Source organism: Martelella endophytica (assembly GCF_000960975.1).
GTDB classification, from domain to species: domain Bacteria; phylum Pseudomonadota; class Alphaproteobacteria; order Rhizobiales; family Rhizobiaceae; genus Martelella; species Martelella endophytica.
Genome location: NZ_CP010803.1, coordinates 3,645,630 through 3,670,537, shown reverse-complemented (window position 1 = coordinate 3,670,537; position 24,908 = coordinate 3,645,630). Strand labels below are relative to the sequence as shown.

Here is a 24,908-nt window from a genome sequence, read left to right as displayed (position 1 = left end):
ACTCGTTTATATGAATATGATTCTTTAGTATTGTATACTCTATATATCGTGTGGTGAATTTATCTTCGTGAGTATATAATCTGATAATTTGTGTATATTTTTGAGGTGAATAATTGAAAAAGCTTATCGCTATTGCGTCTGCAGGGGGGCACTGGGTGCAGCTTCTGCGTCTTAGGCCAGCCTTCGAGGGCTGTGATGTCACCTATATCACAACCATGAAGCATATGTCTGATATACTGCCCGGTGAAAAGGTTAGATTTGTTCCAGACGCATCGAAATCGGAAAAGTTTAGGCTTTTTATTCTATCAATTAGGTTGTTTTATCTGATAATACGTATTCGCCCTAAAGTTATTGTCACTACGGGTGCTGCTCCTGGTGTCATTGCGCTTTTGATTGGCCGTTTGCTTGGTGCCAACACTGTTTGGATCGACAGCATAGCAAACGCCGAAGAGCTCTCATTGTCGGGCCGTTTGGCCGTCGGTCGAGCTGATATGGTTTTGTCGCAGTGGCCGGAAGTTGCTGCAAAATACGAAGGGGTTGAGTGGAAGGGAGCCGTCGTATGATTTTCGTCGCCGTTGGCACGCAGTTCCCGTTCGATAGGATGATTGAGATAATTGATCAGTGGGCGTTCGAGCGGGGCGTCTCAGATGTCGTAGCGCAAGTAGGTCCGAGCAACTTCAAGTCGAGGGCGATCAAGACCTACGCCTATATCGACCCCTTGGAGTTTGCAAGTTTTCAGCGGCAGGCTGCTCTGCTCATCGGCCATGCTGGTATGGGTACCATTATCGGCGCTTTGGAGATGGCGAAACCGCTTGTGATTATGCCTCGCCTGGCGCGCTTCGGCGAGCATCGCAATGACCATCAGTTGGCAACCACGCAGCGCTTTTCAAACAAGCCAGGCATCTACGTCGCTAAAGACAAGGCTGAGATGTTTGATTTGCTCGACAGACGCGACGAGTTAACGGGAAGCGGACGTGATGTTTCTGCAACGGCGACGCCGCAATTACTTCAAGCGCTCAAAGACTTTATTGCGAAAAATTGAGGCGGTTTTACGAGATTATTTATGCCGCAAAATATGTTTTCAAAGCTGACTAGCAGCGTTCTGCTGAGGCGCGTCGGAATGCTTAGCGTCGGTGTTGCAGCAGGGCAGGCAATCACACTGTTAGCGTCGCCTGTTCTGACGCGACTTCTGGATCCTCAAACCTTTGGCCTATTCGGTCTTTTTACGTCGCTCGCATTCCTCATCGGTAATGTCTCATCCCTCCGCTACGATCTCGGTATTGTTTTGGCAAAAGGTGAGGGGATGGCCGCGTCATTATGGGGGCTTTGCATCACTATCGTATTTTCCATAGCTGCAATTTTCGGCCTTTTCCTGGTGTCGGGCGGGGGCGATATCGTGGCACGTCTGATGAGCTCCGATGCCCTCACTGACGTCCTGCCATGGGTTCCTCTTCAGGTCATATCGATTGGCCTTTTTCTTAGCGGGAGCCAATGGGCTACGCGTCACAAAGTGTATCGTCCTCAGGCTCTATATCAGTTCTCCCGAGCTGCCGTTCTCGCATCCCTGCAGATCATAACCGCTTTCTTGGCTTGGGGCGTTCATGGTCTCGTTGCTGCCCAGATAATAGCCTTCTTTTTTGCTGCTGGAGTTCTTATAAAGCAGGCGGTCTGGCCTCACCGGCGTATCCTGATGCATGGTTACTCATGGCGCCGGATGAAAGTGGCGGCCATCCGCTTCAGGCGATTACCGCAGTTCACCGCCCCGCAGGACCTTTTGACATCCCTGACGCAAAACCTTCCATATTTTATCTTAGGCAGTTTTTTTGGCGCGAATGTTGTCGGTTGGTATTGGTTGACGATCCGCACCATGCAGCTTCCCATCAATTTCATTAGTCAATCCATTAGGCAGGTTCTGCTGCAGCATATTTCGGCGCGTGTTAACAACAGGCAGCGCGCTTTTCCAAGCGCGCTGAAGGCGTCTCTCGGGCTGGCCGCATTTGGTGGTGTCATATTTTCGCCAGTGATTGCTTTCGGACCGTATATATTTGGTTTCATATTTGGCGATGAGTGGCGTGAGGCCGGCGAGTATGCCCGGTGGGTCGGTCTTTGGATGCTGACCGTTCTGGTTAAAATACCCGCCTGGTGTATTTTTCATACCTATGGCCGGCAGAAGTTGCAATTTATCTTCGAGATACTTATGTTTATTTGTCAGTTAATGGCGTTGTTATCAATATCCTACAATTACGATTCCGTTTATGCTATTGCTGGCTATACATCTATTTGTGTTGTATTTAATTTCGTGATGATAGTCACGGCATTAAGCATTGCGCGAAACAACGATAAAGAGTGGAGCTAATGCGCGTAGCTTTTGTACTAAATAACTTATCGGGTGGCGGTGCTGAGCGGGTAGCGGTCAACGTCGCAAATACAATGGCCGGGCTCGGGCATGATGTCAGCTTAGTGCTCAATCATCGCCGCGGACCTTATTTGAGCGACGTCTCCGCCAACGTGCGTATTCTTTCTCTAGGGAAGAGAATGCTTTCGGCACTCCCTTCGCTGGCCCGGCTCTTGCGGCGCGAGAGGTTTGACGCAGTTCTTACCGTACTCGACCAGCCAAGCATCGGTTGCCTTCTATTGAAGCCATTTATCGGTAGAACAAGGGTGATTGTTGTCGAATGTAACAACCCACTGGCGAGCGGCGGGGCGGTTACTGGAATGGCTTGGAAGACAATACGGAGGCTGCGCCCCTATCTCTACCCTCATGCCGATCACATCATCACCAAAAGTGAGGGTATTCGCGCGGCCCTTGTCAAGCACTTCAACGGCAAGCCGGTCAAGATCACGGCAATTCCCAATCCCGTCGATACCAGCCGGATTGACGCGCTGGCCGGAGAAGCGGTGGAACATAGGTGGTTCGCGGCGGATCGGCAGATTCCCGTTGTTGTCGCTATGGGGCGTCTGTCTGTCCAAAAGGGTTTCGACCGACTTCTTGAGTCGTTTGCTTTGGTAATCGAGACAACGCCAGCACGCCTTGTGATACTTGGCGAAGGCCATGAACGCGCAGCACTTGAAGAACTTGTGAGGCGAAAGGGGTTGGAAAAGTGTGTCGACTTGCCGGGGTTTGTCAAGAATCCCTATTCTTATGTCGCCAAAGCTGACTGCTTCGTATTGTCTTCTCGTTGGGAAGGCTGGCCCAATGCGCTGGTCGAGGCGTTGGCTTGTGGAACAGTAGCTGTGTCTACCGACTGTGAGAGTGGACCTAGGGAGATCTTGAAGGGAGGAGAATACGGCGTTCTCGTCCCGCAAAACGATCGCGAAGGTCTGGCCAGCGGTTTGTTGGAAGCGCTTCAGTCAAACCGTGATGCGGCACGACTGCGGCGTCGGGTACTAGAATTCTCACCAGAGACGATCGCAGAAAAATACATAGCAGCGGTGGAAGAGAGTATGCGTAGATATGACTAAAGAACGTGCTGATATTCTTTGCCTTTGCACGCCCCACGGTGTTGGCGGGGCACAAAATAACGCGGGCCGCCTGACTAAAGCGTTTCGCGAGCGTGGGTACAATGCGCAGCTGGGCTTCTTGTTCGAGCGCGAGCCGGACTACTATCATGAAATCGAGGATTTTTTTGTCGTTTATTACAAACTGCCGTCCGGGCCGCGTGAGTGGAGTGCTTTTCTCAATCGTTGCCGTGTAGAAATAGCTGGAAGACGGCCGCGTGTGACCTTAGGGTTCCATCCGCTAGCCAATATCATTGGAGCGCTTAACACTGGCTGGGCAGGCCGCTTCTACTCTCGTCAGGCTTGGCCACGTGATCAGCAGTCGAGTGGAACTGAGAAACTTGAGACGCTGCTGACGCGAACACCGCTCGTTTCAGGCAACATAGCGTGCAGCTATTTTGTCAAAAACAGTTTTACTCACCGCGGCAAGGCATACGAGAAGAAAACATCGGTGATCTATAATGAACCTCCAAAGTTGCCGGAGGTTGATGAAGACAAGGTGGCATGTCAGACGCATTTTGGAATGACACATGGTACTCCTGTGCTTGGTACCTTGGGTCGACTGCACGAGCAAAAAAACTTTCAGCTTGCTATCCGTGCTATGCCATATGTCGCGGAGGGGCATCTCTATATGGCTGGTGGTGGGCCTCAAGAGGAGATGCTTCGTCGACTCGCGAGCGAATGCGGCGTTGAAGATCGCGTTCATTTTCTTGGTCCGCTGAGAGGCGCCGACGTTACGCGTTTCCTTAAAGCCGTGGACCTATTGCTGATGACTTCGATATACGAAGGTCATCCCTTGGTCATGCTTGAAGCAATGTCCGCGGGCGCGCCGGTTCTTGCCCATGATGTAGAGGTTATGAGAGAAGCTGGGGGCAACGCAGCGGTATACGCGTCGTCGGACCCGGGGGACTGGGGTCGAAAAATTCATTCGTTAGGCCCCGAACGCCTTGAGAAAATAGCGGAAGACGGGCGGGCACGTGCTGATGAGTTCGCCTCTTCGTCCATGGTTGAGAGCTATCTGAGTGCCTTGGGATTGCCTCTTCATCGGGAGAAATAGGTATGGCACATGCGGACGTCGGCAGGTCTGGCGCTTCGGGTTATAGGGTTAACGGCGCGCAGGCGCGCCGCTTTGTTTTTACCTGTTTCCTGGTATTGATTTTTATCGGGGTTAGGCCGTTTACGCCGCTCAGCGAGGCGGCTTCGGCTGGCTCGGGCAACCTGTTGCGCCAATTCCTCTACATTTTGACTTTTGCGTCGATATTCTATGTCTATGTGGCGAGAGGGCGCGGCAGTGTAATCCGCTCGGTCCCGCTTTCGACGCTGCTTGTCTTATGTTGGGTCTTCGTCAGCATCTCGTGGTCTGTTGACCCAGCCCTGACCCTGAGACGGTCCGTCATTGTCATTATTGTGACCCTCAGTGTGTTCTGGTCGGTTGACATGCTGGGCGTCGACAAGAGCCTGCGTATCCTGAAGAAGCTCTTGGCTTTCGTGATTATCGTCGATCTCTTGTCGATACCGATCATGCCTGGGGCTACACATCCCTATGAAGGAGCCATTGCCTGGGCGGGTATGCACGGACATAAGAATACTGCCGGTGCGATCGCGAGCCTTGCTGCTCTGGTCTTCTTTCACTATATGTGGCTAGATAAACGAAAGCTCGATACGCTTTATTTCGTATGTTCGGTTATTTTTCTAATCGGGACGAAGTCGAAAACGTCAATCGCGCTTCTTATTCTCCTGTTGTTTATGGTTTTGGTTTACCGATATTTCGAGCGTTCGAAAAATCGGCAACTTGCTTTCCGCTTTGTCGTACTCGGGGCTGTGTCGCTTATGACAGCCCTGTACTTTGCCTTTCAGACCGAAATTACTCTGTTGCTTGATGACCCGACGACATTGACCGGGCGCCTTTCTATCTGGCGAGTTGTATTTGCATATGTGCCGGACCATCTTTTGCTGGGCTCCGGTTTCGGTGCTTTCTGGGAGGGGGCTTCAGCGCCTGCGCGCCAGTATATCGTGGCGAGCTGGATGGAGTCTGTCAGTCACGCACACAACTCCTATCTTGAAATTCTTGCGACTACCGGCGTTGTGGGGCTTGTCCTGAGCACCCTGGCTTTTGCCGTGATTCCGCTTTTTCGTGTTTTGTCTTTCAATGTGGTCGACAAGGCCGGCAGCCTTGCATTTTCCTGGATCTTGTTTGGCATTATCGGGAATATGACCAAAAGCCAGTTTCTCGACCGCGATAGTCCGGAGTGGGTCATAATTTTGTTCTCCATCGCTATTGTTTTTGCGAAAAGGTCTATTCCTAAATATAGATCGAGTTAATTTTATTATGGTGGTTTTGTATGAAATATAGAAGAGATATTGACGGACTCAGGGCCTTGGCGGTTGTGCCAGTCGTTCTATTTCATATTAATTTTGCCAAATATATGCCTGGCGGATTCGTTGGTGTAGATGTTTTCTTTGTGATTTCTGGATTCCTTATTTCAAGGATAATATACGATGAGGTTAGTGAGGGAAGATTTAGTATTTTTGAGTTTTATAAGCGTAGGATAAAGAGAATTTTTCCTGCTTTATATGTTGTGTATGGCTTTTGTATTGTCGCATCTGTTAGCATCCAATTTCCTTCTGAATCAAGGGAAGTGGGGGAGACGCTCCTAAGCTCGATATTTTTCGTTTCCAATATATTATTCTATAATACGTCGGGTTATTTTGATGCTGGGCTGCACAGTAATCCTCTGCTCCATACATGGTCGCTTTCTGTCGAAGAACAGTTCTACATATTCTTTCCGATCATCGTCCTCTTTATCGCGCGGTTCAGGTTTCGGGTACAGGTATGGGCACTGCTGCTGCTTGCCGGCGTAAGCCTTGTGGCTGCTCAACTGGCTCTCAATCTCGATCCAAGTGGTGCGTTTTACCTGGTTCAATATCGCGCTTGGGAGTTGATGCTTGGTGGCGTCCTAGCGATTTCTGCGCCGGCATTACCGACAAATAAATGGTGCAAGGAAGGGTTGGGAGTTGTCGGGTTTTTGCTCGTAGTCGGCTCTGTGCTTCTTATTTCAGATGATATGCCGTTTCCTGGATTATCTGCTGCACCGGCGTGCATTGGCGCTGCTGCCATCATCTATTCCGGGCGAGATGGCGATACGTTGGTTGCGCGATTACTGGGGTTCTCGGTGATCCGCTTCATTGGTCTGATTTCATATTCTCTCTATCTATGGCACTGGCCGATTTACGTGTTTGCACAACAAACTGACCTGCAGGGCACGGGCGGAAGAATTGGATTATTGCTTATCGCTCTCAGCTTCGTGATGGCCACCTTTTCTTGGGCTGTGATTGAGAAACCCTTCCGCGGGCGTAGTCAAATGCCGACGATGCGTGTGCTTACATTGGGTGTGACATTGATGGCAGCAACAGCTGTTGTTGCAAGCTTTACCGGCAGGATTAACACCCTTATTTGGGGGAAGTTGCCGGGCGGAATAGAGAAGATATTGACCTATGAAACTTACGGAACCGATTATCCGGAGGTAATGAACACAGGAACTTGTTTCCTTACAAGTTCCTACGATGATTACAGATTCTTCGATCAGAATAAATGCTTGAGCCTGGTTGATGACAAGCCGAACTATTTGCTTGTCGGTGATAGTCATGCTGCGCATTTGATTGCAGGGCTGAATGAGGAAGCGCCGGAGGTGAACTTCCTTCAGGCCACGGCCTCCGGCTGTAAGCCGATACTTCCTCTGAGCGGACGGGCATCATGCACCGACTTGTTTGAATATGTTTTTGACGAATTTGTACCGAAGCATCACTTGGATGGTATTATTTTGGCCGGCCGCTGGACAACAGCTGATGAAGCTGACGCCGTCAGGACGGCTGCAGCGCTTACTGCTTATGCGGACAAAGTTATAATCCCGGGCCCTATCACAGAGTATGAAGGGACACTGCCCCGTCAAATTGCTACAGCAATGCGGAAAGGCGTGGACGTGTCATCTTACGTGAGAAGTCGCGAGATTTCCGAGCCAAAGAAAGCGGACCGCCTTTTTAAAGAAGATCGGCTTCCGGAAAATGTCGTTTATTTTTCAACTTATGATGCAGTGCATCAGGACGATTGCGGCGTTCTACTCAACGATGTGCCCCGTCAGTTTGATTATGGGCACTTGACGGCCGAAGGTGCGGAGTGCGTGGCCAAAAAGATCCGCAACCTCTTTGAACAATAAGACCTGCAATGGCAGCAAGCCGATCAATTTTCTTTCACCTCTGCAGAGCTTTCGATTGGTCGAAGATGTTGCACTGGCGAGCCTTTTGAAGAAAGACCACAAGATGATCAGCCGGAGAACTTTCCTAAAGGCAAGCGGGGGGGTCCTGGTCTCAGGTAATAGAGCTTTCGCGGGTATGGACTGCGCGGAGAGTGGGCTTGGTGATATCGCCTGCGAAAAAGGCATCCGGTATGGTGCGGCTGTACGCGCAGGGCGCTTGAAATCCATTCCAGCCTATAGGAGTGCAATTCTTGAAAATTGCAATGTTGTCGTTTCCGAGAGCGAGATGAAATGGCGACATATCGAACCTCGGCCAGAGCATTACAACTTCGAACAGGCCGATCAGATCGTCGATTTTGCTACATCTAATGGTCTGGAGGTCCGGGGACACGAGTTGATCAGATCGCGTTCAGCTCCTGACTGGTTGCCGGAGCAAGTCTACAGACTTGGAAGCATCAACGCACATCGGATCATGGAGCGGTACATCTTCACTGTGATGCGGCGGTATCGCGGTACGATTACGGATTGGGATGTGATCAATGAAGCTCTCAGTCCGAATGTCGGTCTGCTGAGTGACCGGAAAAATTTCTGGTACCACGCGATGGGGCCAGCTTATATTGATGCGGCTTTCCATCTCGCTCACGAGGCTGATCCCGATGCTAAGCTTGTCTGCAACGATAATCTCATGGAGTACGACCTTCCAGAAGATGAAGTGAAGCGACGGGCTTTTATCGATTTGCTGAGCGGATTCAGAAAGCGCGGAGTTCCGTGCCATGTGGCCGGTCTTCAGTCTCATCTCACTGCTGGCAAGCCCTTCAATGCAGAGATCTACTCAGCGTTTCTGAAGGAAATCTCTGATATGGGATATGAAATATATATAACAGAGCTCGACGTACAAGATAATCTAGCAGAGAAGTCCATAGAGCAACAAGATCAGTGCGTCGCTAGCGCGGCAGAAGCGTATTTGGACGTTGCATTGGCGCAGCCGAATGTCAAAAAAGTACTTACCTGGGGCATTACTGACCGGTTGTCGTCGCAAACTAGCTTCTACTGGTCACCAATTGAACAAGGTCGAGAACCGGAAGATCGTGGCGAGCACCTACCAAGGCCTCTGCCATTGGATTCAGACTTCGCGCGCAAGCCCATCTGGTACGCAATTGCCCGTGCCTTCAAAAATGCGCCGGTACGTTAACTGTCCAAGGTTACTTAAAGGCATTCTCGGCTTTATTCATTTGCGTTATCTGCGCGCCGCCGATCTTAGGGAGCTAGCCCCGGAAGACCGGCGAGGGGTGATCACCCATACTTCTTTGGATGGGGCGAGCCGAGGGAGACAGTTGGACGCCTCGATTGACCCCGGCTTGAGCCGTTTGCGACAAGAGTTCCGGTCCGTGGGGCTGCTTTTCGGTCATTTCGGTGTTTGGGTTTTCGGCATTTCAGCCCCTTGCCGGGCCCGTCGTCATGCCGCGGCAGGTTTTCGTTCGTGGAAGACATAGCGGAGCATGTTGTAGGCGATGTTGGCCATGCCGATCTTCACCTTCGCCCTGTTGACGCCGATGGTCCTGATGAAGAGTTTCATCTTGTCCTTCTGTTGGGCGAACACATGCTCGACGGCGGACCTGATCTTTGATCGTCGCCCATTGGCCCGCGACATGGCCTCCGGCATGGGCCTGCCCTTTGGTTTGCGCTGATGAATATCCGATTTCAAACCATTGTCGGCGAGAAAGGCTTCATTCTTCTTCGAACGGTAGGCGCTGTCAGCCCAGACCGTCGAGGCCGTATTGTCCTTGCGCAGAACTTTTTTGAGCTGAGCGCCATCATGCGCTGCTGTGACTTGTCGGAATGTGGCGTTGCCTCCGGGCGTTTCGCCTTTGAATATTTCACAGTCCAGCGCGCATCGCGGTCCTTCTGGGCAAGCGTTGCAGGCCTGTCCTTCCAGCCATCAGGAATTTCCCCGCGCTTGATCGCATCCTTTTCGTCCTGGGTATTGCGCTGTTTCGGGGCCTGTATGATCGTCGCATCCACGATCTGGCCACCCTTGGCCAAATAGCCGGATTTCGAGAGATGCTTGTCGAAACGGGCAAACAGATTGTCGATGGCACCAGCCCGGACAAGGCTTTCCCGAAACAGCCAGATCGTCTTGGCATCCGGCACCTTCTGCGAAAGTGGCAGGCCGAGAAACCGCATGAACGACAGACGATCCTGAATGACGAACTCGGACTGGTCATCCGATAGGTTATAAAGAGCCTGCAGCATCAGGATCTTGAACATCATGATGGCCGGATAGGGGGACGACCGCCTTTCGAGCCGTCCGACCGCTTCAGCGCTTTGGCCAGAGGCCTTTCGAAAACAGCCCACGGTATGATCGCGTTCAACTTCTCCAACGGATCACCGACAGCGCTCAGCCGCGCATCACGCTCGTCAACATCAAAGAAACCAGGCTGCCCGTCCATAACCAATCTCCGAGAATTCATCCCGAACCAACTGAATCATGAAACGCCGGAAACTGGTAGGTATTTCGAGGCCTCCAGTTACGAGCGTGGGTATGCACCGGCGACGGGTAATGGTGTCGGCCACTTCAAGAGGTTGGGCAGATCGAGTTCTTGGGGCTTGGAGCTATGGCCCCAAGAAGGATTTAGCGACGGTGGTCGATACGTTTGCATCTTATCTACGGGAGTGAGTAAAAACCTACCCGCCTGACCGGGAGCCGGCATCCTCGGGAGTTGCGTCGCCCGGCGAGCAGCCTCTGGCCGATTTCGCAGAGTTCGATGTCATACTCAGCGACGTACCAGTGACGCCGAGGATTGCTTGGGTGTTCTCGATGATGCTGTGCATGGCCGCCTCATCTGGGCGATTCAAGGGCATCCAAACCTCTCCGACATAGATAAGCGGCAGCCTCGTCGGTTCGAATGGCGTTCCTCGTTGATGGTCTTTGGCGCCAAATCAATCCGCTCTGACGGGCGGATTTGAAGTGAAGTCTGTTTTTTTACGGATGCGTGGGTGTTACAAATCCACGCAAACGAAACTAATTTGAAAGCGCCCGCCGAAGTGACTTTGTCCCATCTTGCTCGCCTTGAAGCGGAATCCATCCATATTTTGCGTGAGGTTGCAGCCAGCTTTTCGAAGCCGGTAATGCTCTACTCGATCGGTAAAGATTCGTCGGTCATGTCGCACTTAGCGATTAAGGCCTTTTACCCCGCCAAGCCACCATTTCCGTTTTTGCACGTCGATACGACATGGAAATTTAAGGCGATGTACGAGTTCCGCGAGAAAGTCGCTCGTGATCTGGGCATTGACCTAATCGTTCACATCAACCAGGAGGGGGTTGAGGGAAAAATCAATCCCTTCGATCATGGTTCAAATACACATACCCATATCTGGAAAACTGTCGGTCTCAGGCAAGCACTCGACAGCTACGGTTTTGATGCAGCATTTGGCGGTGCAAGGCGCGATGAAGAAAAGTCGCGGGCTAAAGAGCGAATATTTTCATTCCGTAACGCAAACCATGCTTGGAACCCTAAAAAGCAAAGGCCTGAGATGTGGAAAACATATAACACGCGGGTCGGCAAAGGTGAATCGATCAGGGTCTTTCCACTGTCAAATTGGACGGAGATCGATATTTGGCAATACATTATGCAGGAGAATATTCCCATCGTTCCACTTTATTACGCTGCCATGCGTCCTGTTGTTGAGCGCGATGGAGCTCTGATCATGGTTGATGATGAGCGGATGCCGCTGGACGCGGACGAGAGGGTCGAGAATAGAATGGTGCGGTTTCGTACGCTCGGCTGCTATCCGCTCACTGGGGCGGTGGAATCTGAAGCTACGACTCTTCAGGATATCGTCCGCGAGATGTTGACTGCTCGAACATCTGAACGCCAAGGGCGGATAATTGATAAGGACGAAGCGGGATCGATGGAAAAGAAGAAGCGCGAGGGCTATTTCTGATGAGCGATCTTTCAGATTTCTCCGGTGACGTTGCTTCATACCTCGCCGATCAGGAAAAGAAATCTTTGCTTCGTTTTCTTACCTGCGGATCCGTGGATGATGGAAAGTCCACTCTGATCGGTCGTTTACTTTATGATACAAGACTCATATTTGAAGATCAACTTGCCGCCCTTGAACGCGATAGCAATAAACACGGTACTAACGGTAAAGACATTGATTTTGCTCTCTTAGTAGACGGACTGGAATCTGAGCGAGAGCAGGGGATAACAATCGATGTAGCATACCGTTTTTTTACCACGTCTCGTCGTAAGTTCATCGTTGCCGATACGCCTGGGCACGAGGAATACACGAGAAACATGGCGACTGGTGCCTCTACTGCCGATCTTGCCGTTGTTCTTGTCGATAGCAGGCAGGGGATATTGCGTCAGACGCGGCGCCATTCCTTCATCTCTTCGTTGCTCGGAATTCGCCATATCGTTTTAGCGATCAACAAAATCGACCTTATGGACTATTCGCATGACGTCTATAGCAGGATCGTCGCTGACTATCTCCAGTTTGCGAAAAATCTTGGTTTTGAATCGATTACCCCTATTCCGATGTCGGCCCGCTTCGGCGATAACGTGACTACTCCTTCTCAGCATATGGCTTGGTATTCGGGCCCTACTTTGCTCGAGCACCTTGAAACCGTACCTATTGCTTCGGATCTTCTGCAGAAGCCATTTCGTATGCCAGTCCAGCTTGTTTCTCGCCCCAATCTCAACTTCCGAGGTTTTTCGGGGGAGGTGGCGTCAGGGACTGTTGCTGTTGGAGATGAAGTCGTTGTTGCGAAATCCGGTCAATCCTCCAAAGTTGAACAAATCGTCACAATGGACGGATCTTTGACAAGCGCAGAAGCCGGCCAAGCCGTTACGCTTGTGCTCGCAGATGAGATCGAAGTCTCACGCGGAAACATTCTCGTCGCTCCTGATAGCCGACCCGCTCTTGCTGATCAGTTTCAAGCGAAGATCATCTGGTTTGATTCAACTGCCATGATTCCTGGCCGCTCATACATTCTTAGAACAGAGGTTGATAGCACGTCAGCCACGATCACTGCCCTCAAATATCAGGTGAACGTCAACTCATTCTCGCATGAGGCGGCCAAGACATTGGTTATGAATGAGATTGGGATCTGCAACGTGTCGACACAGTCTTCGATTGTCTTCGATGCTTACAAGGACAACCGCACAACCGGAAACTTTATACTCATCGACAGACTTAGTAACGCCACCGTCGCTGCTGGCATGATTGATTTTCCTTTGCGTCGCGCGCAGAACGTTCAATGGCAGGCGGTTGAAGTCAACAAGAAAGCACACGCTGAGATAAAAGCTCAAAAACCAGCGGTGCTTTGGTTCACTGGTTTATCCGGGGCGGGAAAATCCACTATCGCTAATGAATTGGAGAAAATTCTTTATGCAAAAGGTAAGCACACTTATCTTCTGGACGGCGATAATATCCGGCACGGGCTTTGTCGCGATTTAGGATTCACGGCTGAAGATCGGGTGGAGAACATTCGCCGTATCGCAGAGGTCGCGAAGCTAATGACCGACGCAGGCCTTATCGTTTTGGTTTCGCTTATTTCTCCTTTCCGTTCGGAACGACGGCTGGCGCGTGAGATGATGGATGAAGGCGAATTTATTGAGATATTCGTCGACACTCCTATTGAGGTCTGTTCCGGACGTGACCCGAAAGGCCTATACAAGAGAGCCATGGCCGGACAGATAGCCAACTTCACGGGCGTAACATCTCCTTACGAGGTGCCCGAGAACCCTGAAATTCATCTGGAAACGAATGGAAGTGATCCCTTCGAATTGGCCACTCGGATAGATGAATACTTACTGGGTATTCAGAATAAGGACTGACTGAGTTGACGAAAATGCAAGATGTTTTTTTAGAGGCGGCTCTTGAGGCGGGTGCGGTCATTATGGATATCTTTAGGACTGAATTTGACGTTGATTACAAAGATGACAAATCGCCCGTGACTCTCGCAGATGAGAAGGCTGAGCAGGTAATTTTAAAGCATCTTGCTGAAAAGTTTTCCTCTATACCGATAGTTGCAGAAGAGTCGGTGGCTGCCGGCTGTGTCCCTACGGTTGATGGCCAGCCTTTTTTCCTAGTTGATCCTCTCGATGGCACGAAAGAGTTCGTCGCGAAAAGGGTCGAGTTTACCGTTAACATTGCCTTCATTGAACAGGGGCGCCCGGTTGAGGGGATTGTTTTCGCTCCCGCAAAAGGGGTTCTTTACCGAACTTACGAAAACTATGCCGTCAAGCAAACAATTCAACAGGGCAACCTCACAACACCGTTGGTAATTCAATGCCGAGAAATGGGCGAAGTGATTACTGCGGTCGTTAGCCGCTCTCATTCCGGACCAGAAACGGAAGAGTACATCAGACAAAACGGTGTGACAGATTTTGCCTCGGTTGGATCGTCGCTGAAGTTCTGCCTGATAGCCGAGGGATTGGCGGATGTTTATCCTCGTTTTGGGCGCACCATGGAATGGGATACCGCCGCAGGTGATGCTATATTGCGAAAGGCCGGCGGACTTACCAATGCAGTTGGCGCTCGTCATGGTTTGCTGCGCTATGGCAAGACACACGGAGAAGCTGACGGCGATTTCGCTAATCCTGCCTTCATAGGTAGTACTTCTGGTTATGAACGCCGTTCCGGTAAGTTCTTGGGCCGCCGTTGGATTTAAATGTAAACTTGTGACCTGCGCCCCGCATGGTCCCGCGTTTGATGTAGAGTTTGTGACCTGCTGCAGTGCGCCCATCTACTACAGCCTATAGGTTTCGCAGGGGAGAACGCCGCTCACTCGGCTGGCGTCAACCTGCGGAGCCTTCCCGGGTCGGCGTCCTCGATGACCCAGACGGCACCATCGGGGGCGACCGCCACATCGCGGATGCGCGCGCCCATATCCCAGCGCTCGGCTTCGTCTGCAGCGTCGCCTTGACCGATCTCAACGCGGACAAGCGCCATCGATTTCAGGGCACCTATCAGTGCTGAGCCATACCATTCTGGAAACATTGACCCTTCATAGAAGGTAAGGCCAGCGGGCGCGATCACGGGTGTCCAGTAGACGGCGGGCGCAGCGAATTCAGGCCGTGTTTCGTGATCGGGGATCGGAGCGCCACTATACTCCCTTCCGTTGGAGACTTCGGGCCAGCCATAATTTTCGCCACTGACAATGCGGTTGAATTCATCGCCTCCGCGTGGAGCCATCTCGTGCATCCAGAGGTCGCCGTCTGGCGCGAAAGCAAGGCCGTATGGGTTCCGATGACCCGTCGTCCAGGTGACGGCCGGCACACCACTCTGATCGGCACCCGGATTGTCGTCCGGGACGCTGCCGTCGAGCTCCAAGCGGATGACCTTTCCGCGCGCCTGTTGCGGATCCTGAGCGCTCGAAGGTTCCATTCGGTCTCCGACGGTCAGGAAGAGATGCTCGCCGTCGGGAGCGAAGGCAATAATACCGCCTGGCTGGCCCCTGCCTCCGGCAGGGGTCTGACGCCAGATCACCGCGAGGTCCTCAAGGCGCCCGGCCGTATCGTCAAGTCGCGCACGGGCCAGCGCCAGCCGAGAACCGCTATCGCCCGGTTCTACATAGGTCAGATAGACCGCGCCGGTCTGCGCGTAGTCGGGGCTCACGGCGACATCGAGAAGACCATTCTGCCCGGATGCTGCGACGTCGGGAGCATTGCCGATCTCAAGCTTGCCTCCCTGCTGATCGACCAGAAAGAGCGAACCCGGCTTTTCAGTGACGAGCATGCGACCGTCTGGAAGAAACGCGATTGCCCAGGGCGTATCAAACTCGGCAATCGTCTCTGCCGCAAATGGTGTCGTCTGGCTGAAACTGCGATTGCCCGCATTCACGCTTTGCGCGCTGGCGGGTGCAGCCATCACGATAGCAAGGAGGGCGGTTGCTGAGAGAATTTGCGATCTGGCCAAGCCTTTTCTCCTACGGACTGGAGGTTGCCTTAAAATGAGCGGCGACAACAAAGCCGAGACCTCGCAACAGTCGCCTGAGGGGCGGTGAAGAGGCAGAGACACGTTCAAACTAGGTTGAATTCCTTCTTCACCGTTGGCCATTCAGATGGCGAAGCGCTGCCCCGAATTCAAAACACATTTATGTTAGGTCGGTGATTCCGTTGCCATGCAGACGGGCGACCGGATCGCCATCCGCCCGCACGCGGAAAGAGCTTCAATCGCGTTTGTAGCCTTTCTGCACTGGCTGGAGGCAGGTGCATAATCGAAGCAAGAGGGTCGGCTTCACCGAACCTCTTGCTAAGGCACATCTGCGTGTTGGAGGTGCCCTATCTTGATCTCTTCCAGTCACGCTTGAAATGCCGGCTGCCGCCCCGTCAGGCGAGCGCGCCGCCGTCGGCGAGGATAACGGCACCCGTGACTATGCTCGCGGCAGGGCTTGCGAGAAAGACCACGACGTTGGCGATCTCGCGTGGTTCGGCGTATCGCCCGAGCGGTATCATGCTTTTCTGCATTTCAGCGCTTTCGCCGTCTGATGGATTCGCGTCAGTGTTGACCGAACCGGGCTGCACCAGATTGACTGTTATGCCGCTGGGTCCAAGCTCGCGTGCCAGTCCGCGCGTGAAGGATGTCAGGGCTGCCTTGGACGTCGCGTAGGTCGTGATGCCGGGGAAGGGAACGCGTTCGCCCAGACCCGAGCCGATGTTGATGATGCGCCCACCTTCGCCAAGGTGAGGGATGACGGCCTTGGCGTAGAACACCGGCGCGCGGACGTTGGTATCCATTACGGCCTGATACTCATCCGGGTCGAGGTCCGCTGTCATGCCCCAGTGCCCCTTCGCTGCGCTGTTCACAAGGATGTCAAGTCCCCCAAGAGCAGCGACAGCTTCTTCCACCGAGCGGGTTATCGCCGCCGGGTCCGCACTGTCCGCCTGGACGGCGAGTGCTTGTCGTCCGATTTTGCGGATCGACTTTGCGACCTCATCCGCCTTTTCTCCCGAATGCTGATAGGTGAAGGCGACGTCTGCTCCATTTTCCGCCAGAACCTGGGCAATTGCAGCGCCGATCCCGCGCGAGCCGCCCGTCACCAGCGTACGTTTTCCAGTCAACTCAATCATGGTCTTGTCCTTTTCTACCAAAGTTGCCGAATAAGTAGCGAGAAAAGGGACGGATACCATCGACGATGGTGCCAAACATTTGCCTGATCCTGTCGTGATCCTATATATGGCCGATGATCGACATCGAAACTACCAAGCAACGCCTACTCACAGATGTGGCACCTTACATAGCCTCGTTACCGGGACCGGTAGGGCGCGCGACACCCGTTCCGCGCCTGACTGTGTGGGCAAGCACTTCGGATACCTCAAAGATATCGGCGGTCTTTGAGCCGATGTTTTATGTTGTCCTGCGCGGCACCAAAGTTCTGACCATGGGCGCCAACCGGTTTGAGCTTCGGCCCGGCGCGTCGGCTGCGTCTTCCTTTGGTCTTCCATATTCGCACGAGTTGACAGGCGCGACCCGCGAACTTCCCTATGTCGGCATCAGCCTGCATCTGGATATAGACCGTCTCGCCCGTGTCGCGCTCGATATGCCGCGGCAAGAGGAGCGCTGGAGCTGCGCTGTTGCGGCGGACGATCTGAGTGGCGTGGTTGGCAAGGCGTTCGTGCGTCTCGTTGGGTTAGTGAACACGCCGGATGACATCGCCGTGCTCGCACCGCTTTATGAACGCGAGCTTTACTATCGGCTACTGCAGGGGCCGATGGGGAGCACGCTGCGCCAGGTCGTTGAACGCGATGAACGCGGACGCCAGATCAAGGCCGCGGCCGACTGGCTTGGCGTCAACAACAATGCGCCCGTCGCTATCTCTGACCTGGCGGCGTCCGCTGGCATGAGCGTCACGTCGTTTCACCGGCATTTCAAAGCTGTGACCGGTTATAGCCCGCTTGCCTTCCAGAGGCAGATGCGCCTTCTGGAGGCGCGGAAGCTTCTGAGCGCCGGCGGCGCCAGCGTTGCAAGCGTTGCCTATGAGGTCGGCTATCAGAGCCCGTCGCAGTTCAGTCGAGAGTACAAGGCGAAGTTCGGTAGCGCGCCGAGCGCCGATTTGAGTCCATAGGCCCAGGTTGACATCATGCCCCCGCGTCAAAGCTTGCCACTTGTGGGAAACTCAAGTGGAATTTCCATCGGGAAGCTCTCGTTCCTCATCCCTGGAACTTTGATCGGTGATCAGGCTGCTGCCGGGTGGGGCTAAGCCAGGGCAACTCTTGGGCGAGAGATCTTTAGCATGGGGCAGGCTGCCGCTAAGTCATTGAAAACGCTAAGATCGAAATTCGCCGTAGTGGTCCATCTGGTGGATTGAAAACATTGCGGAAATCACCGTTGTACGTCTCGTCTCGACAACACTAGCACTAAGCCCTCAGCGGCTCGTACCCCGTTCAACGTTTCGGTTTGCGGCCGGCAGGCGATTGACTGTGCGGGTGGGGCGCGGCAGAAACGAGGGCGGCTGGGGTGTTGGTGCTGACAAGCGAGGTTTGGCGTTGCGAGTCTGGATATTGACCGACGGGAAGATGGGGGATCGGGTGCAGTGCCTTGGGGTCGCCAACAGGCTTGGTGTCGATGCCGAGGAGCGGACGATCCGGCCGGGCAAGCCTTGGGAATGGTTCATGCCCTGGGGACCTGTGCCGCCGGCACATCGGCCCGACAGCGCCTCTAGCCCGATCGCGCCGCCGTTTCCGGATCTCGCGATCGCGACCGGCCGGCGGATGGTGGCGTATCTGAAGGCGATCAAGGCCGCGTCCGGGGGCAGGACATTTACCGTTTTCCTGAAGGATCCGCATACCGGCTCGTCGGCCGCCGATCTCATCTGGGTGCCGCGGCATGACCGGCTGAGGGGCGACAATGTGCTGGTGAGCGACACCGGGCCGCATCCGCTGACGCAGGAGGCGCTCGCCGAAGCTGCGGCCAACAGGCCGGCTGCTTGGGACGCGCTGCCTGCACCGCGCCTCGGGCTGCTGATCGGAGACCCGGTCGCGCGTGCGCGCGACCGACGGGCGGCGCTCGAGCGGTTTCTCAGGGAGGTCGATCACGCGAAGGCGGAAAGTGGAAGCATCATCGTCACCCAGTCGCGACGCACGCCGGAGGACGTGATGACCGCGCTCCGGGCCAGGCTTGCCGGCTTTCCGCACTGGATCTGGTCGCCCGAAGAGGACAATCCCTATCGGGCTCTGCTCGGGTTTTGCGACATGCTGGCGGTGACCGCGGACTCGCACAATATGGTCAGCGAGGCGCTTTTCACCGGCAAGCCGGTGTTTCCGGTCATCACCGAAGGGCTCAACCCGAAACTGGCCCGGTTTCTTGCCAAGCTGGAGGCCGATGGCCTGGTCAGGCCGTTCTCTGGCTCGCTTGCGCCCTACAGCTACGAGCCTGTCGATGCAACGGCCTTGATCGCAGAGGCCATTCAGCAAGCGATGCGGGAGCGCGCTACCAAGGCCTGAAGCGATTTCGCTTTTCCCAATGATGCGAAAGCGCTCTGTCGCACTGATATGGCGCTATTGCGACCGGCTTCCACATCTTCCGGAGTTGCGCTAACGGGATGTCACGGGCTGATCCGGAAAGGCTAGCTGATCGCGCGCGCGCCATTCCGGCTTCACGTAGTTGACGATCAGGGTTTTGCGGATGCCCCGGATCGGTCGCTTTTCAAAGCCGTGCCATGTCTTGTCGGAGGGAACGAAGGCAAGGCCAAGATTGGGCGCGAAGGGTGTCCGCCCGGCCCAGGCGTCGCGAGCGCTGTAAATATCCGTGCCGAGCTGCTCGTCTTCCCCGGAAAGATAGATCAGGAGCGTGAACAGTTTTGCGCCGATATCCGTATGCGGCACCAGCCAGAAGCCATCGCTATCCTGCGCGTATTCGATCCGCAGATATGACCCCTCCAGGTGGGCGCCGGTCATCTGCTCGATCCCTGTAACAACGGTCATCGTCTGAAATGCTGCGGACACGGCGGCGCAGAAACGGTGTTTCCTGTTGCTCTCGGCATTCAGGTAATACCGCGTCTCGTTGTTGGATTCCCGTGTTCCGGAGAGCAGTTGCGGACCAGGGGCAGGCGCGGCCATTGTCTGCAACTGCTGCAGGATATGCGTCGGGAAAAGCTTGCTAAGCAGCCAGTGGTCGTATGGCTCCGTAACCTTTTGCGCCTGCGCGAATGCAGCGCCAAGAGATGCACTGATTGCCAAGAGATCATCGATCATATCCGCCCGCCATAAAACGATACCCGTTTAAGTAAGCGGTATAAAAATAGCACACCTATAGTATTTTACAACTAGGAGTGGATAAGATATAATCTAAAGTAGTGTTTTTCGGCTGGGGGGAGCTCAAGACCCCGGCCGGCCGGTCTTGCCCTTGCGGCGGCTGCGGCGCTTCTGTTCAGCCGGATCCTCATAGGAACCCGTTCCGATCTTGCCGCGCTGCACCGGCTTGGCGTCGCCGCCGAGCGGCTTCTCGGTGCGGCCAACGGTCATCTCGTCGAGGTCGTTCTTGCGGAACAGCGGTTTCGCCATATCCGTGCCGGGGCCCATCGAATCGAGGTCGGGCTTGGCGAAATAGCCTTCCGATTTCGGCGCGCTCTCGGCCTCTCGGGATTCCTGGCGCTCGAGCTTGTCGTCCATGCCTTCAAGCTCTGCTGCCTTGAGGCGCTTGATCTCGTCGCGGATGCGGGCGGCCGCTTCGAAATCGAGGTCGGCGGCTGCATCGCGCATCTGCTTTTCGAGCGCCTCCAGATGGGCTGCAAGATTGTTGCCGACGAGATGGCCGTCCTTGGCGAAGCCCTTGCCACCCTTGGTGCCGATGTCGGCGCGGACATGGTCCTTTTCGTAGACCGAGTCGAGGATGTCGGAGATCTTCGCCTTCACCGATTCCGGGGTAATGCCGTGTTCTTCGTTATAGGTCAGCTGCTTTTCGCGGCGGCGGCTGGTCTCTTCCATCGCGCGCTGCATCGAGCCGGTGATCTGGTCGGCATAAAGGATGACCTGGCCATCGACGTTACGGGCCGCACGGCCGATGGTCTGGATAAGGGACGTCTCCGAGCGCAAAAAACCTTCCTTGTCGGCGTCGAGGATCGCGACGAAGCCGCATTCGGGAATGTCGAGGCCCTCGCGCAGCAGGTTGATGCCGACGAGCACGTCGAAGGCGCCGAGCCGCAGGTCGCGAATGATCTCGATGCGCTCCAGCGTGTCGATGTCGGAATGCATGTAGCGCACGCGGATGCCCTGTTCATGCAGGTATTCGGTCAGGTCCTCGGCCATGCGCTTGGTCAGCACCGTCACCAGCGTACGGTAGCCCTTGAGTGAAACCTCGCGGATTTCGGACAGTACGTCGTCGACCTGGGTCTTGGCCGAGCGCACCTCGACGGGCGGGTCGATCAGGCCTGTCGGGCGGATGACCTGTTCGGCGAAGACGCCGCCCGCCTGTTCCATTTCCCAGCCGCCCGGCGTTGCCGAAACAGCAATCGTGTCCGGGCGCATCGCGTCCCATTCCTCGAAGCGCAGTGGCCGGTTGTCCATGCAGGAGGGCAGGCGGAAGCCGTATTCGGCGAGCGTCGCCTTGCGCCGGAAGTCGCCGCGATACATGCCGCCGATCTGCGGAATGGTGACGTGGCTTTCGTCGATGAAGATCAGCGCGTCATCGGGGATATATTCGAAAAGGGTCGGGGGCGGCTCGCCCGGCTTGCGGCCGGTGAGATAGCGCGAATAGTTCTCGATGCCGGGGCAGGAGCCGGTTGCCTCCATCATCTCGATGTCGAAGCGGGTGCGCTGCTCAAGGCGCTGGGCTTCCAAAAGACGCCCTGCCTTTTCAAGCTCTTGAAGGCGTCCCTTCAACTCATCTTTTATCGACTTGATTGCCGCGTTGAGGGTCGGGCGCGGGGTGACATAGTGCGAATTGGCGTAGATCTTCACCGATTTCAGGTCGCCGGTCTTCTGGCCGGTCAGCGGATCGAACTCGGTGATGGCGTCGATCTCATCACCAAACATGGAGATGCGCCAGGCCGCATCCTCAAGGTGGGCGGGGAAGATTTCGATCGTATCCCCGCGCACGCGGAAGGAGCCGCGCTGGAAGTCCATGTCACGTCGCTTGTATTGCTGGGCGACAAGGTCGGCGAGAAGCTGACGCTGGTCGAGCGTATCGCCAACCTCCATCTGGAAGGTCATGGCGGTGTAGGTCTCGACGGAACCGATACCGTAGATACAGGAGACCGAGGCGATGATGATGCAGTCGTCGCGCTCGAGGATGGCGCGGGTCGCGGCGTGGCGCATCCGGTCGATCTGCTCGTTGATCGAGGATTCCTTCTCGATATAGGTGTCGGAGCGCGGCACGTAGGCTTCCGGCTGATAGTAGTCGTAGTAGGAGACGAAATACTCGACCGCGTTGTTCGGGAAGAAGTTCTTGAATTCCGAATAGAGCTGGGCCGCGAGCGTCTTGTTCGGCGCCAGAATGAGGGCAGGGCGCTGCGTCGCCTCGATGACCTTGGCCATGGTGAAGGTCTTGCCCGAACCGGTGACGCCGAGCAGCACCTGGCTGCGATCGCCGGAATTCAGCCCTTCGACCAGATCGGCGATGGCTGTCGGCTGGTCGCCGGAAGGCTTGTATTCGGTCACCATGTCGATGGCGATGCCGCCCTCGGACTTCTGCGGTCGTTCCGGCCGGTGCGGTGTCCAGATCTTGCCGTCCTTGAACAGCGGATTGCCGCTCTCGATCAGTTTCGACAAGGCATCGACCGTGGCGGTCACGGCGCCGGGCGCGAGGTTCTTGGCATCCTCAAGCGAAACATCGACACCGGCAACCGGGTTGAGGCCGGCTGCGGCGCGGGTTGCCGGATCGGAGGAGCCGCCGATCGAAACGCCGCGCGATGTGCGGCCGGCGGTTGTGCCGCCGCCTTCAGCCGCCTTGCGGCGGTGCTTGCCGGCCTTGGAGGCGAGCTTGCGCTGGCTCTCGACGGTTTCCGCCTCGGCCTCGCGTTCGAGATTTTCGAGCCAGTCGTTCATCGAGCCGTCATAGGGCTTGCCCTCGAAGGGAGCCTGCGGCGCTTCTTCGAAACCTGGCTTTTGCTGGGATTTTCTGGGTGATCTGGCCATGGGTGCGAATATGGAGAGGTTGCAGCTAAAAGAAAAGAGGGCAACCCGAATTGTGAACAAAAATAGAACATGTGCGGGTGTCAAATCGCGTGCGTGGCCGCTCGGCATGCTGTAAGAACGCGCATCCGGCTGGGGCCGGTTTCCACGGAGATCATTGATGCCTGCTTCGTTTTCGCCCGCGGCCGCCTGGCCGGTGCTGATGCTGGTCTGCTCGAACGTGTTCATGACATTTGCCTGGTATGGGCATCTGAAGTTCCGCGGCGCGCCGCTCGTGATCGTGATCCTCACGAGCTGGGGGATCGCCTTCTTCGAATATTGCCTGGCCGTACCTGCCAACCGGATCGGTGTTGCCGTCTACTCCACGGCCCAGCTCAAGACCATCCAGGAGGTGATCACGCTCACCGTGTTCACGGGCTTTTCGGTTTTCTGGCTTAAGGAGTCGCTGACCTTCAACCATCTGATCGGCTTCGCCCTGATCGCCGCAGGGGCCGCGTTCATCTTCCGTGCCTGAGGCTGGTCTCGCGGACTGTCTTTGGTAAACGTCATCGAACGGACCAATTCCTGCGACATTTTGTCCACATTGTTGGGGCATATAAAGTCGTGGGAGTTGCAGAACCGGCCATTTCTTCAGTACTCGCCTCGGCGTCCGGTCTTGCCCCGGCATTTTCACTGAAACCATGTGTCGAGCACGATGATATCAAGCCAAACCGCAATTTCGGCGGTGCGTTTCGGCTATGGACTTCGTCCAGGCGAGACGGCACCCGATGACCCCGCAGGGGTCGAGAACGCACTTCGCCAGGCGACCAAAGGTGCGCCCGGCTTTCCGGTGGAGGGGATCGAAGCCCGCCGCCAGCATGCGATCGATTATTTCAGCGAGCGCAGTGCGATCAGCAAGGCCTATGAGGGCGAAGCCCGCATGGCGGAAATGAAGAAGCTTCGCCAGTCGGCGGCAAAGGCCTTTCAGGCGGATCAGATCGCGCGCATCGCGCAAGCCGCGGCGTCTCCCTATGGCTTCGATGAGCGTCTGGCCAGCTTCTGGACCGATCATTTCTCCGTTTCGTTCCGCAAGACCGATGATATGCGGCTGATGACGCCGCTTTACGAAGCCGAAGCGATCCGCCCCAACATGACCTCGACGTTCGGCGCGCTTCTGACCGAAGCCACGCTGCATCCGGCGATGATCACCTATCTCGATCAGTTCCGTTCGGTCGGCCCGCATTCGGTGCGTGCGGAACGCAATAAGAAGCTGGGTCTCAACGAGAATCACGGGCGCGAACTGCTCGAACTGCACACGGTTGGCGCCGGATCAGGCTATACCCAGACAGACGTGCGTCAGGCCTCCTACCTGCTGACCGGTCTCACCCTTGACCGCCCCGACGCGAAGACCGTCTTCGACGCCAAGCGCGCCGAGCCGGGCACCTTCACCATTCTCGGCAAGACCTATGGTGGCGATACCCGCCAGATTTCGGATGTCGATGATTTCCTGAACGACCTTGCGGTCCGGCCGGAGACGGCGCGCTATATCAGCACCAAGCTTGCCAGCTACTTCATCGACGAGGACGCCCCGGAAGACGTCGTTGCCGCCATGGAAGAAACCTGGAAGCGCACGGATGGCGACCTCGCCGCCGTCTACGCCACCATGCTGGAGGCGCCGCAGGCCTTCACGCTTGCGCCCTGCAACGTCAAGCAGCCCTTTGACTATGTCGTCTCCTGTCTGCGGGCCCTGAATGTCGATGGTCGTGCCCTGACCACCGATGACAAGCGCGGCAGGGGTGTCAACTATACGCTGAACACACTCGGCCAGCCCGTCTGGGACCCGCCGAGCCCGGAGGGCTTCGAGGCCGGTCGGGCGAGCTGGGTGAACGGCCATCAGTTGGCCGGACGGATCGTCGCCGCGCGGCGGCTGATCAACTGGTTCGCCGACAAGGAACAGGAGCCGCAGGCCTTTGCCGAACAGGCGCTCGGTCCGCTGCTTTCCGATAATACCAGAACGCTGGTGAAACGGGCGCCGAACCGGGTTTCGGCGATGACGCTCGTGCTCGCTTCTCCCGAATTCAATCTCAGATAGGCGGTG

19 protein-coding genes and 1 pseudogene are annotated in these 24,908 nt (G+C 55.3%); 15 read left to right on the top strand and 5 right to left on the bottom strand.

Annotation, left to right across the window (positions count from 1 at the left end):
* The first annotated feature begins 113 nt into the window (after positions 1 to 113).
* The 8 genes from TM49_RS16820 to TM49_RS16785 are packed head-to-tail and all read left to right on the top strand — an operon-like array spanning position 114 to position 8,943.
* On the top strand, positions 114 to 563 hold the full coding sequence (locus TM49_RS16820) for a glycosyltransferase family protein (RefSeq protein ID WP_045682979.1): 450 nt from the start codon (positions 114 to 116) through the stop codon (positions 561 to 563).
* Positions 560 to 1,042, top strand: coding sequence for a glycosyltransferase (locus TM49_RS16815; protein ID WP_045682978.1), 483 nt, complete (start codon positions 560 to 562; stop codon positions 1,040 to 1,042). The genes TM49_RS16820 and TM49_RS16815 overlap by 4 nt, the downstream gene beginning before the upstream one ends.
* Positions 1,043 to 1,063: 21 nt before the next feature.
* On the top strand, positions 1,064 to 2,356 hold the full coding sequence (locus TM49_RS16810) for an oligosaccharide flippase family protein (RefSeq protein ID WP_082074784.1): 1,293 nt from the start codon (positions 1,064 to 1,066) through the stop codon (positions 2,354 to 2,356).
* A complete protein-coding gene (locus TM49_RS16805) occupies positions 2,356 to 3,462 on the top strand; it encodes a glycosyltransferase (RefSeq protein ID WP_045682975.1) in 1,107 nt (368 codons plus the stop codon). The genes TM49_RS16810 and TM49_RS16805 overlap by 1 nt, the downstream gene beginning before the upstream one ends.
* A complete protein-coding gene (locus tag TM49_RS23110; protein WP_082074783.1) occupies positions 3,455 to 4,555 on the top strand; it encodes a glycosyltransferase in 1,101 nt (366 codons plus the stop codon). The genes TM49_RS16805 and TM49_RS23110 overlap by 8 nt, the downstream gene beginning before the upstream one ends.
* Positions 4,556 to 4,557: 2 nt before the next feature.
* Positions 4,558 to 5,820 carry an O-antigen ligase family protein gene (locus TM49_RS16795; RefSeq protein ID WP_045682973.1) on the top strand — a complete coding sequence of 421 codons (1,263 nt, stop codon included), beginning with the start codon at positions 4,558 to 4,560 and terminating at the stop codon, positions 5,818 to 5,820.
* Between the two features lie 20 nt (positions 5,821 to 5,840).
* A complete protein-coding gene (locus TM49_RS16790) occupies positions 5,841 to 7,712 on the top strand; it encodes an acyltransferase family protein (RefSeq protein ID WP_045682972.1) in 1,872 nt (623 codons plus the stop codon).
* On the top strand, positions 7,702 to 8,943 hold the full coding sequence (locus TM49_RS16785) for an endo-1,4-beta-xylanase (protein ID WP_144409590.1): 1,242 nt from the start codon (positions 7,702 to 7,704) through the stop codon (positions 8,941 to 8,943). Before TM49_RS16790 ends, TM49_RS16785 begins: the two co-directional genes overlap by 11 nt.
* Positions 8,944 to 9,207: 264 nt before the next feature.
* Here TM49_RS16785 and TM49_RS16780 read toward each other — a convergent pair.
* Positions 9,208 to 10,201 (bottom strand): annotated as a pseudogene (locus tag TM49_RS16780) (IS5 family transposase).
* Positions 10,202 to 10,778: 577 nt separating this feature from the next.
* Between TM49_RS16780 and cysD the strand changes: the two are divergent.
* From cysD to cysQ, 3 genes are read left to right on the top strand one after another with little or no spacing between them, the layout of a single operon-like run.
* Entirely contained in the window at positions 10,779 to 11,696 is a 918-nt protein-coding gene (gene cysD / locus TM49_RS16775) for a sulfate adenylyltransferase subunit CysD (RefSeq protein ID WP_280136250.1), read from the top strand.
* Positions 11,696 to 13,594 carry a sulfate adenylyltransferase subunit CysN gene (cysN, locus tag TM49_RS16770; protein WP_045682970.1) on the top strand — a complete coding sequence of 633 codons (1,899 nt, stop codon included), beginning with the start codon at positions 11,696 to 11,698 and terminating at the stop codon, positions 13,592 to 13,594. The genes cysD and cysN overlap by 1 nt, the downstream gene beginning before the upstream one ends.
* Before the next feature lie 14 nt (positions 13,595 to 13,608).
* Complete coding sequence (gene cysQ / locus TM49_RS16765) at positions 13,609 to 14,430, top strand: 3'(2'),5'-bisphosphate nucleotidase CysQ (protein ID WP_045682967.1); 822 nt, start codon at positions 13,609 to 13,611, stop codon at positions 14,428 to 14,430.
* A gap of 113 nt (positions 14,431 to 14,543) precedes the next feature.
* Here the strand turns inward: cysQ and TM49_RS16760 are convergent, their stop codons facing one another.
* On the bottom strand, positions 14,544 to 15,629 hold the full coding sequence (locus TM49_RS16760) for a PQQ-dependent sugar dehydrogenase (RefSeq protein WP_045682966.1): 1,086 nt from the start codon (positions 15,627 to 15,629) through the stop codon (positions 14,544 to 14,546).
* Between the two features lie 461 nt (positions 15,630 to 16,090).
* A complete protein-coding gene (locus TM49_RS16755) occupies positions 16,091 to 16,831 on the bottom strand; it encodes an SDR family NAD(P)-dependent oxidoreductase (RefSeq protein ID WP_045685381.1) in 741 nt (246 codons plus the stop codon).
* A gap of 113 nt (positions 16,832 to 16,944) precedes the next feature.
* On the opposite strand from TM49_RS16755, the gene TM49_RS16750 reads away from it, so the two are divergent.
* Entirely contained in the window at positions 16,945 to 17,826 is an 882-nt protein-coding gene (locus tag TM49_RS16750; RefSeq protein WP_082074782.1) for an AraC family transcriptional regulator, read from the top strand.
* Between the two features lie 436 nt (positions 17,827 to 18,262).
* Positions 18,263 to 19,204 (top strand): mitochondrial fission ELM1 family protein, encoded by a 942-nt coding sequence (locus tag TM49_RS16745; RefSeq protein WP_144409589.1) that lies wholly within the window; start codon positions 18,263 to 18,265, stop codon positions 19,202 to 19,204.
* Positions 19,205 to 19,294: 90 nt separating this feature from the next.
* Here TM49_RS16745 and TM49_RS16740 read toward each other — a convergent pair whose 3' ends face one another.
* Both TM49_RS16740 and uvrB read right to left on the bottom strand, forming a co-directional pair.
* Positions 19,295 to 19,954, bottom strand: a complete 660-nt coding sequence (locus TM49_RS16740) for a 2OG-Fe(II) oxygenase (protein WP_045682962.1) — start codon at positions 19,952 to 19,954, stop codon at positions 19,295 to 19,297.
* Positions 19,955 to 20,077: 123 nt separating this feature from the next.
* A complete protein-coding gene (gene uvrB / locus TM49_RS16735; RefSeq protein WP_045682960.1) occupies positions 20,078 to 22,834 on the bottom strand; it encodes an excinuclease ABC subunit UvrB in 2,757 nt (918 codons plus the stop codon).
* A gap of 157 nt (positions 22,835 to 22,991) precedes the next feature.
* On the opposite strand from uvrB, the gene TM49_RS16730 reads away from it, so the two are divergent.
* The gene (locus TM49_RS16730; RefSeq protein ID WP_045682959.1) at positions 22,992 to 23,345 is read left to right on the top strand and encodes a DMT family protein; all 354 of its coding nucleotides are present in this window, start codon (positions 22,992 to 22,994) and stop codon (positions 23,343 to 23,345) included.
* Positions 23,346 to 23,525: 180 nt separating this feature from the next.
* Complete coding sequence (locus tag TM49_RS16725; protein WP_045682956.1) at positions 23,526 to 24,902, top strand: DUF1800 domain-containing protein; 1,377 nt, start codon at positions 23,526 to 23,528, stop codon at positions 24,900 to 24,902.
* Positions 24,903 to 24,908 lie beyond the last annotated feature (6 nt).

What these genes read in the sequence shown, in the direction of transcription:
- TM49_RS16815 (WP_045682978.1), top strand. Translation starts at nt 560, where the DNA reads ATGATTTTCGTCGCCGTTGGCACGCAGTTCCCGTTCGATAGGATGATT.
- TM49_RS16795 (WP_045682973.1), top strand. Translation starts at nt 4,558, where the DNA reads ATGGCACATGCGGACGTCGGCAGGTCTGGCGCTTCGGGTTATAGGGTT.
- TM49_RS16805 (WP_045682975.1), top strand. Translation starts at nt 2,356, where the DNA reads ATGCGCGTAGCTTTTGTACTAAATAACTTATCGGGTGGCGGTGCTGAG.
- TM49_RS16790 (WP_045682972.1), top strand. Translation starts at nt 5,841, where the DNA reads ATGAAATATAGAAGAGATATTGACGGACTCAGGGCCTTGGCGGTTGTG.
- TM49_RS23110 (WP_082074783.1), top strand. Translation starts at nt 3,455, where the DNA reads ATGACTAAAGAACGTGCTGATATTCTTTGCCTTTGCACGCCCCACGGT.
- TM49_RS16750 (WP_082074782.1), top strand. Translation starts at nt 16,945, where the DNA reads ATGATCGACATCGAAACTACCAAGCAACGCCTACTCACAGATGTGGCA.
- TM49_RS16810 (WP_082074784.1), top strand. Translation starts at nt 1,064, where the DNA reads ATGCCGCAAAATATGTTTTCAAAGCTGACTAGCAGCGTTCTGCTGAGG.
- TM49_RS16725 (WP_045682956.1), top strand. Translation starts at nt 23,526, where the DNA reads ATGATATCAAGCCAAACCGCAATTTCGGCGGTGCGTTTCGGCTATGGA.
- TM49_RS16740 (WP_045682962.1), bottom strand. Translation starts at nt 19,954, where the DNA reads ATGATCGATGATCTCTTGGCAATCAGTGCATCTCTTGGCGCTGCATTC.
- TM49_RS16730 (WP_045682959.1), top strand. Translation starts at nt 22,992, where the DNA reads ATGCCTGCTTCGTTTTCGCCCGCGGCCGCCTGGCCGGTGCTGATGCTG.
- TM49_RS16760 (WP_045682966.1), bottom strand. Translation starts at nt 15,629, where the DNA reads ATGGCTGCACCCGCCAGCGCGCAAAGCGTGAATGCGGGCAATCGCAGT.
- cysN (WP_045682970.1), top strand. Translation starts at nt 11,696, where the DNA reads ATGAGCGATCTTTCAGATTTCTCCGGTGACGTTGCTTCATACCTCGCC.
- uvrB (WP_045682960.1), bottom strand. Translation starts at nt 22,834, where the DNA reads ATGGCCAGATCACCCAGAAAATCCCAGCAAAAGCCAGGTTTCGAAGAA.
- cysQ (WP_045682967.1), top strand. Translation starts at nt 13,609, where the DNA reads ATGCAAGATGTTTTTTTAGAGGCGGCTCTTGAGGCGGGTGCGGTCATT.
- TM49_RS16755 (WP_045685381.1), bottom strand. Translation starts at nt 16,831, where the DNA reads ATGATTGAGTTGACTGGAAAACGTACGCTGGTGACGGGCGGCTCGCGC.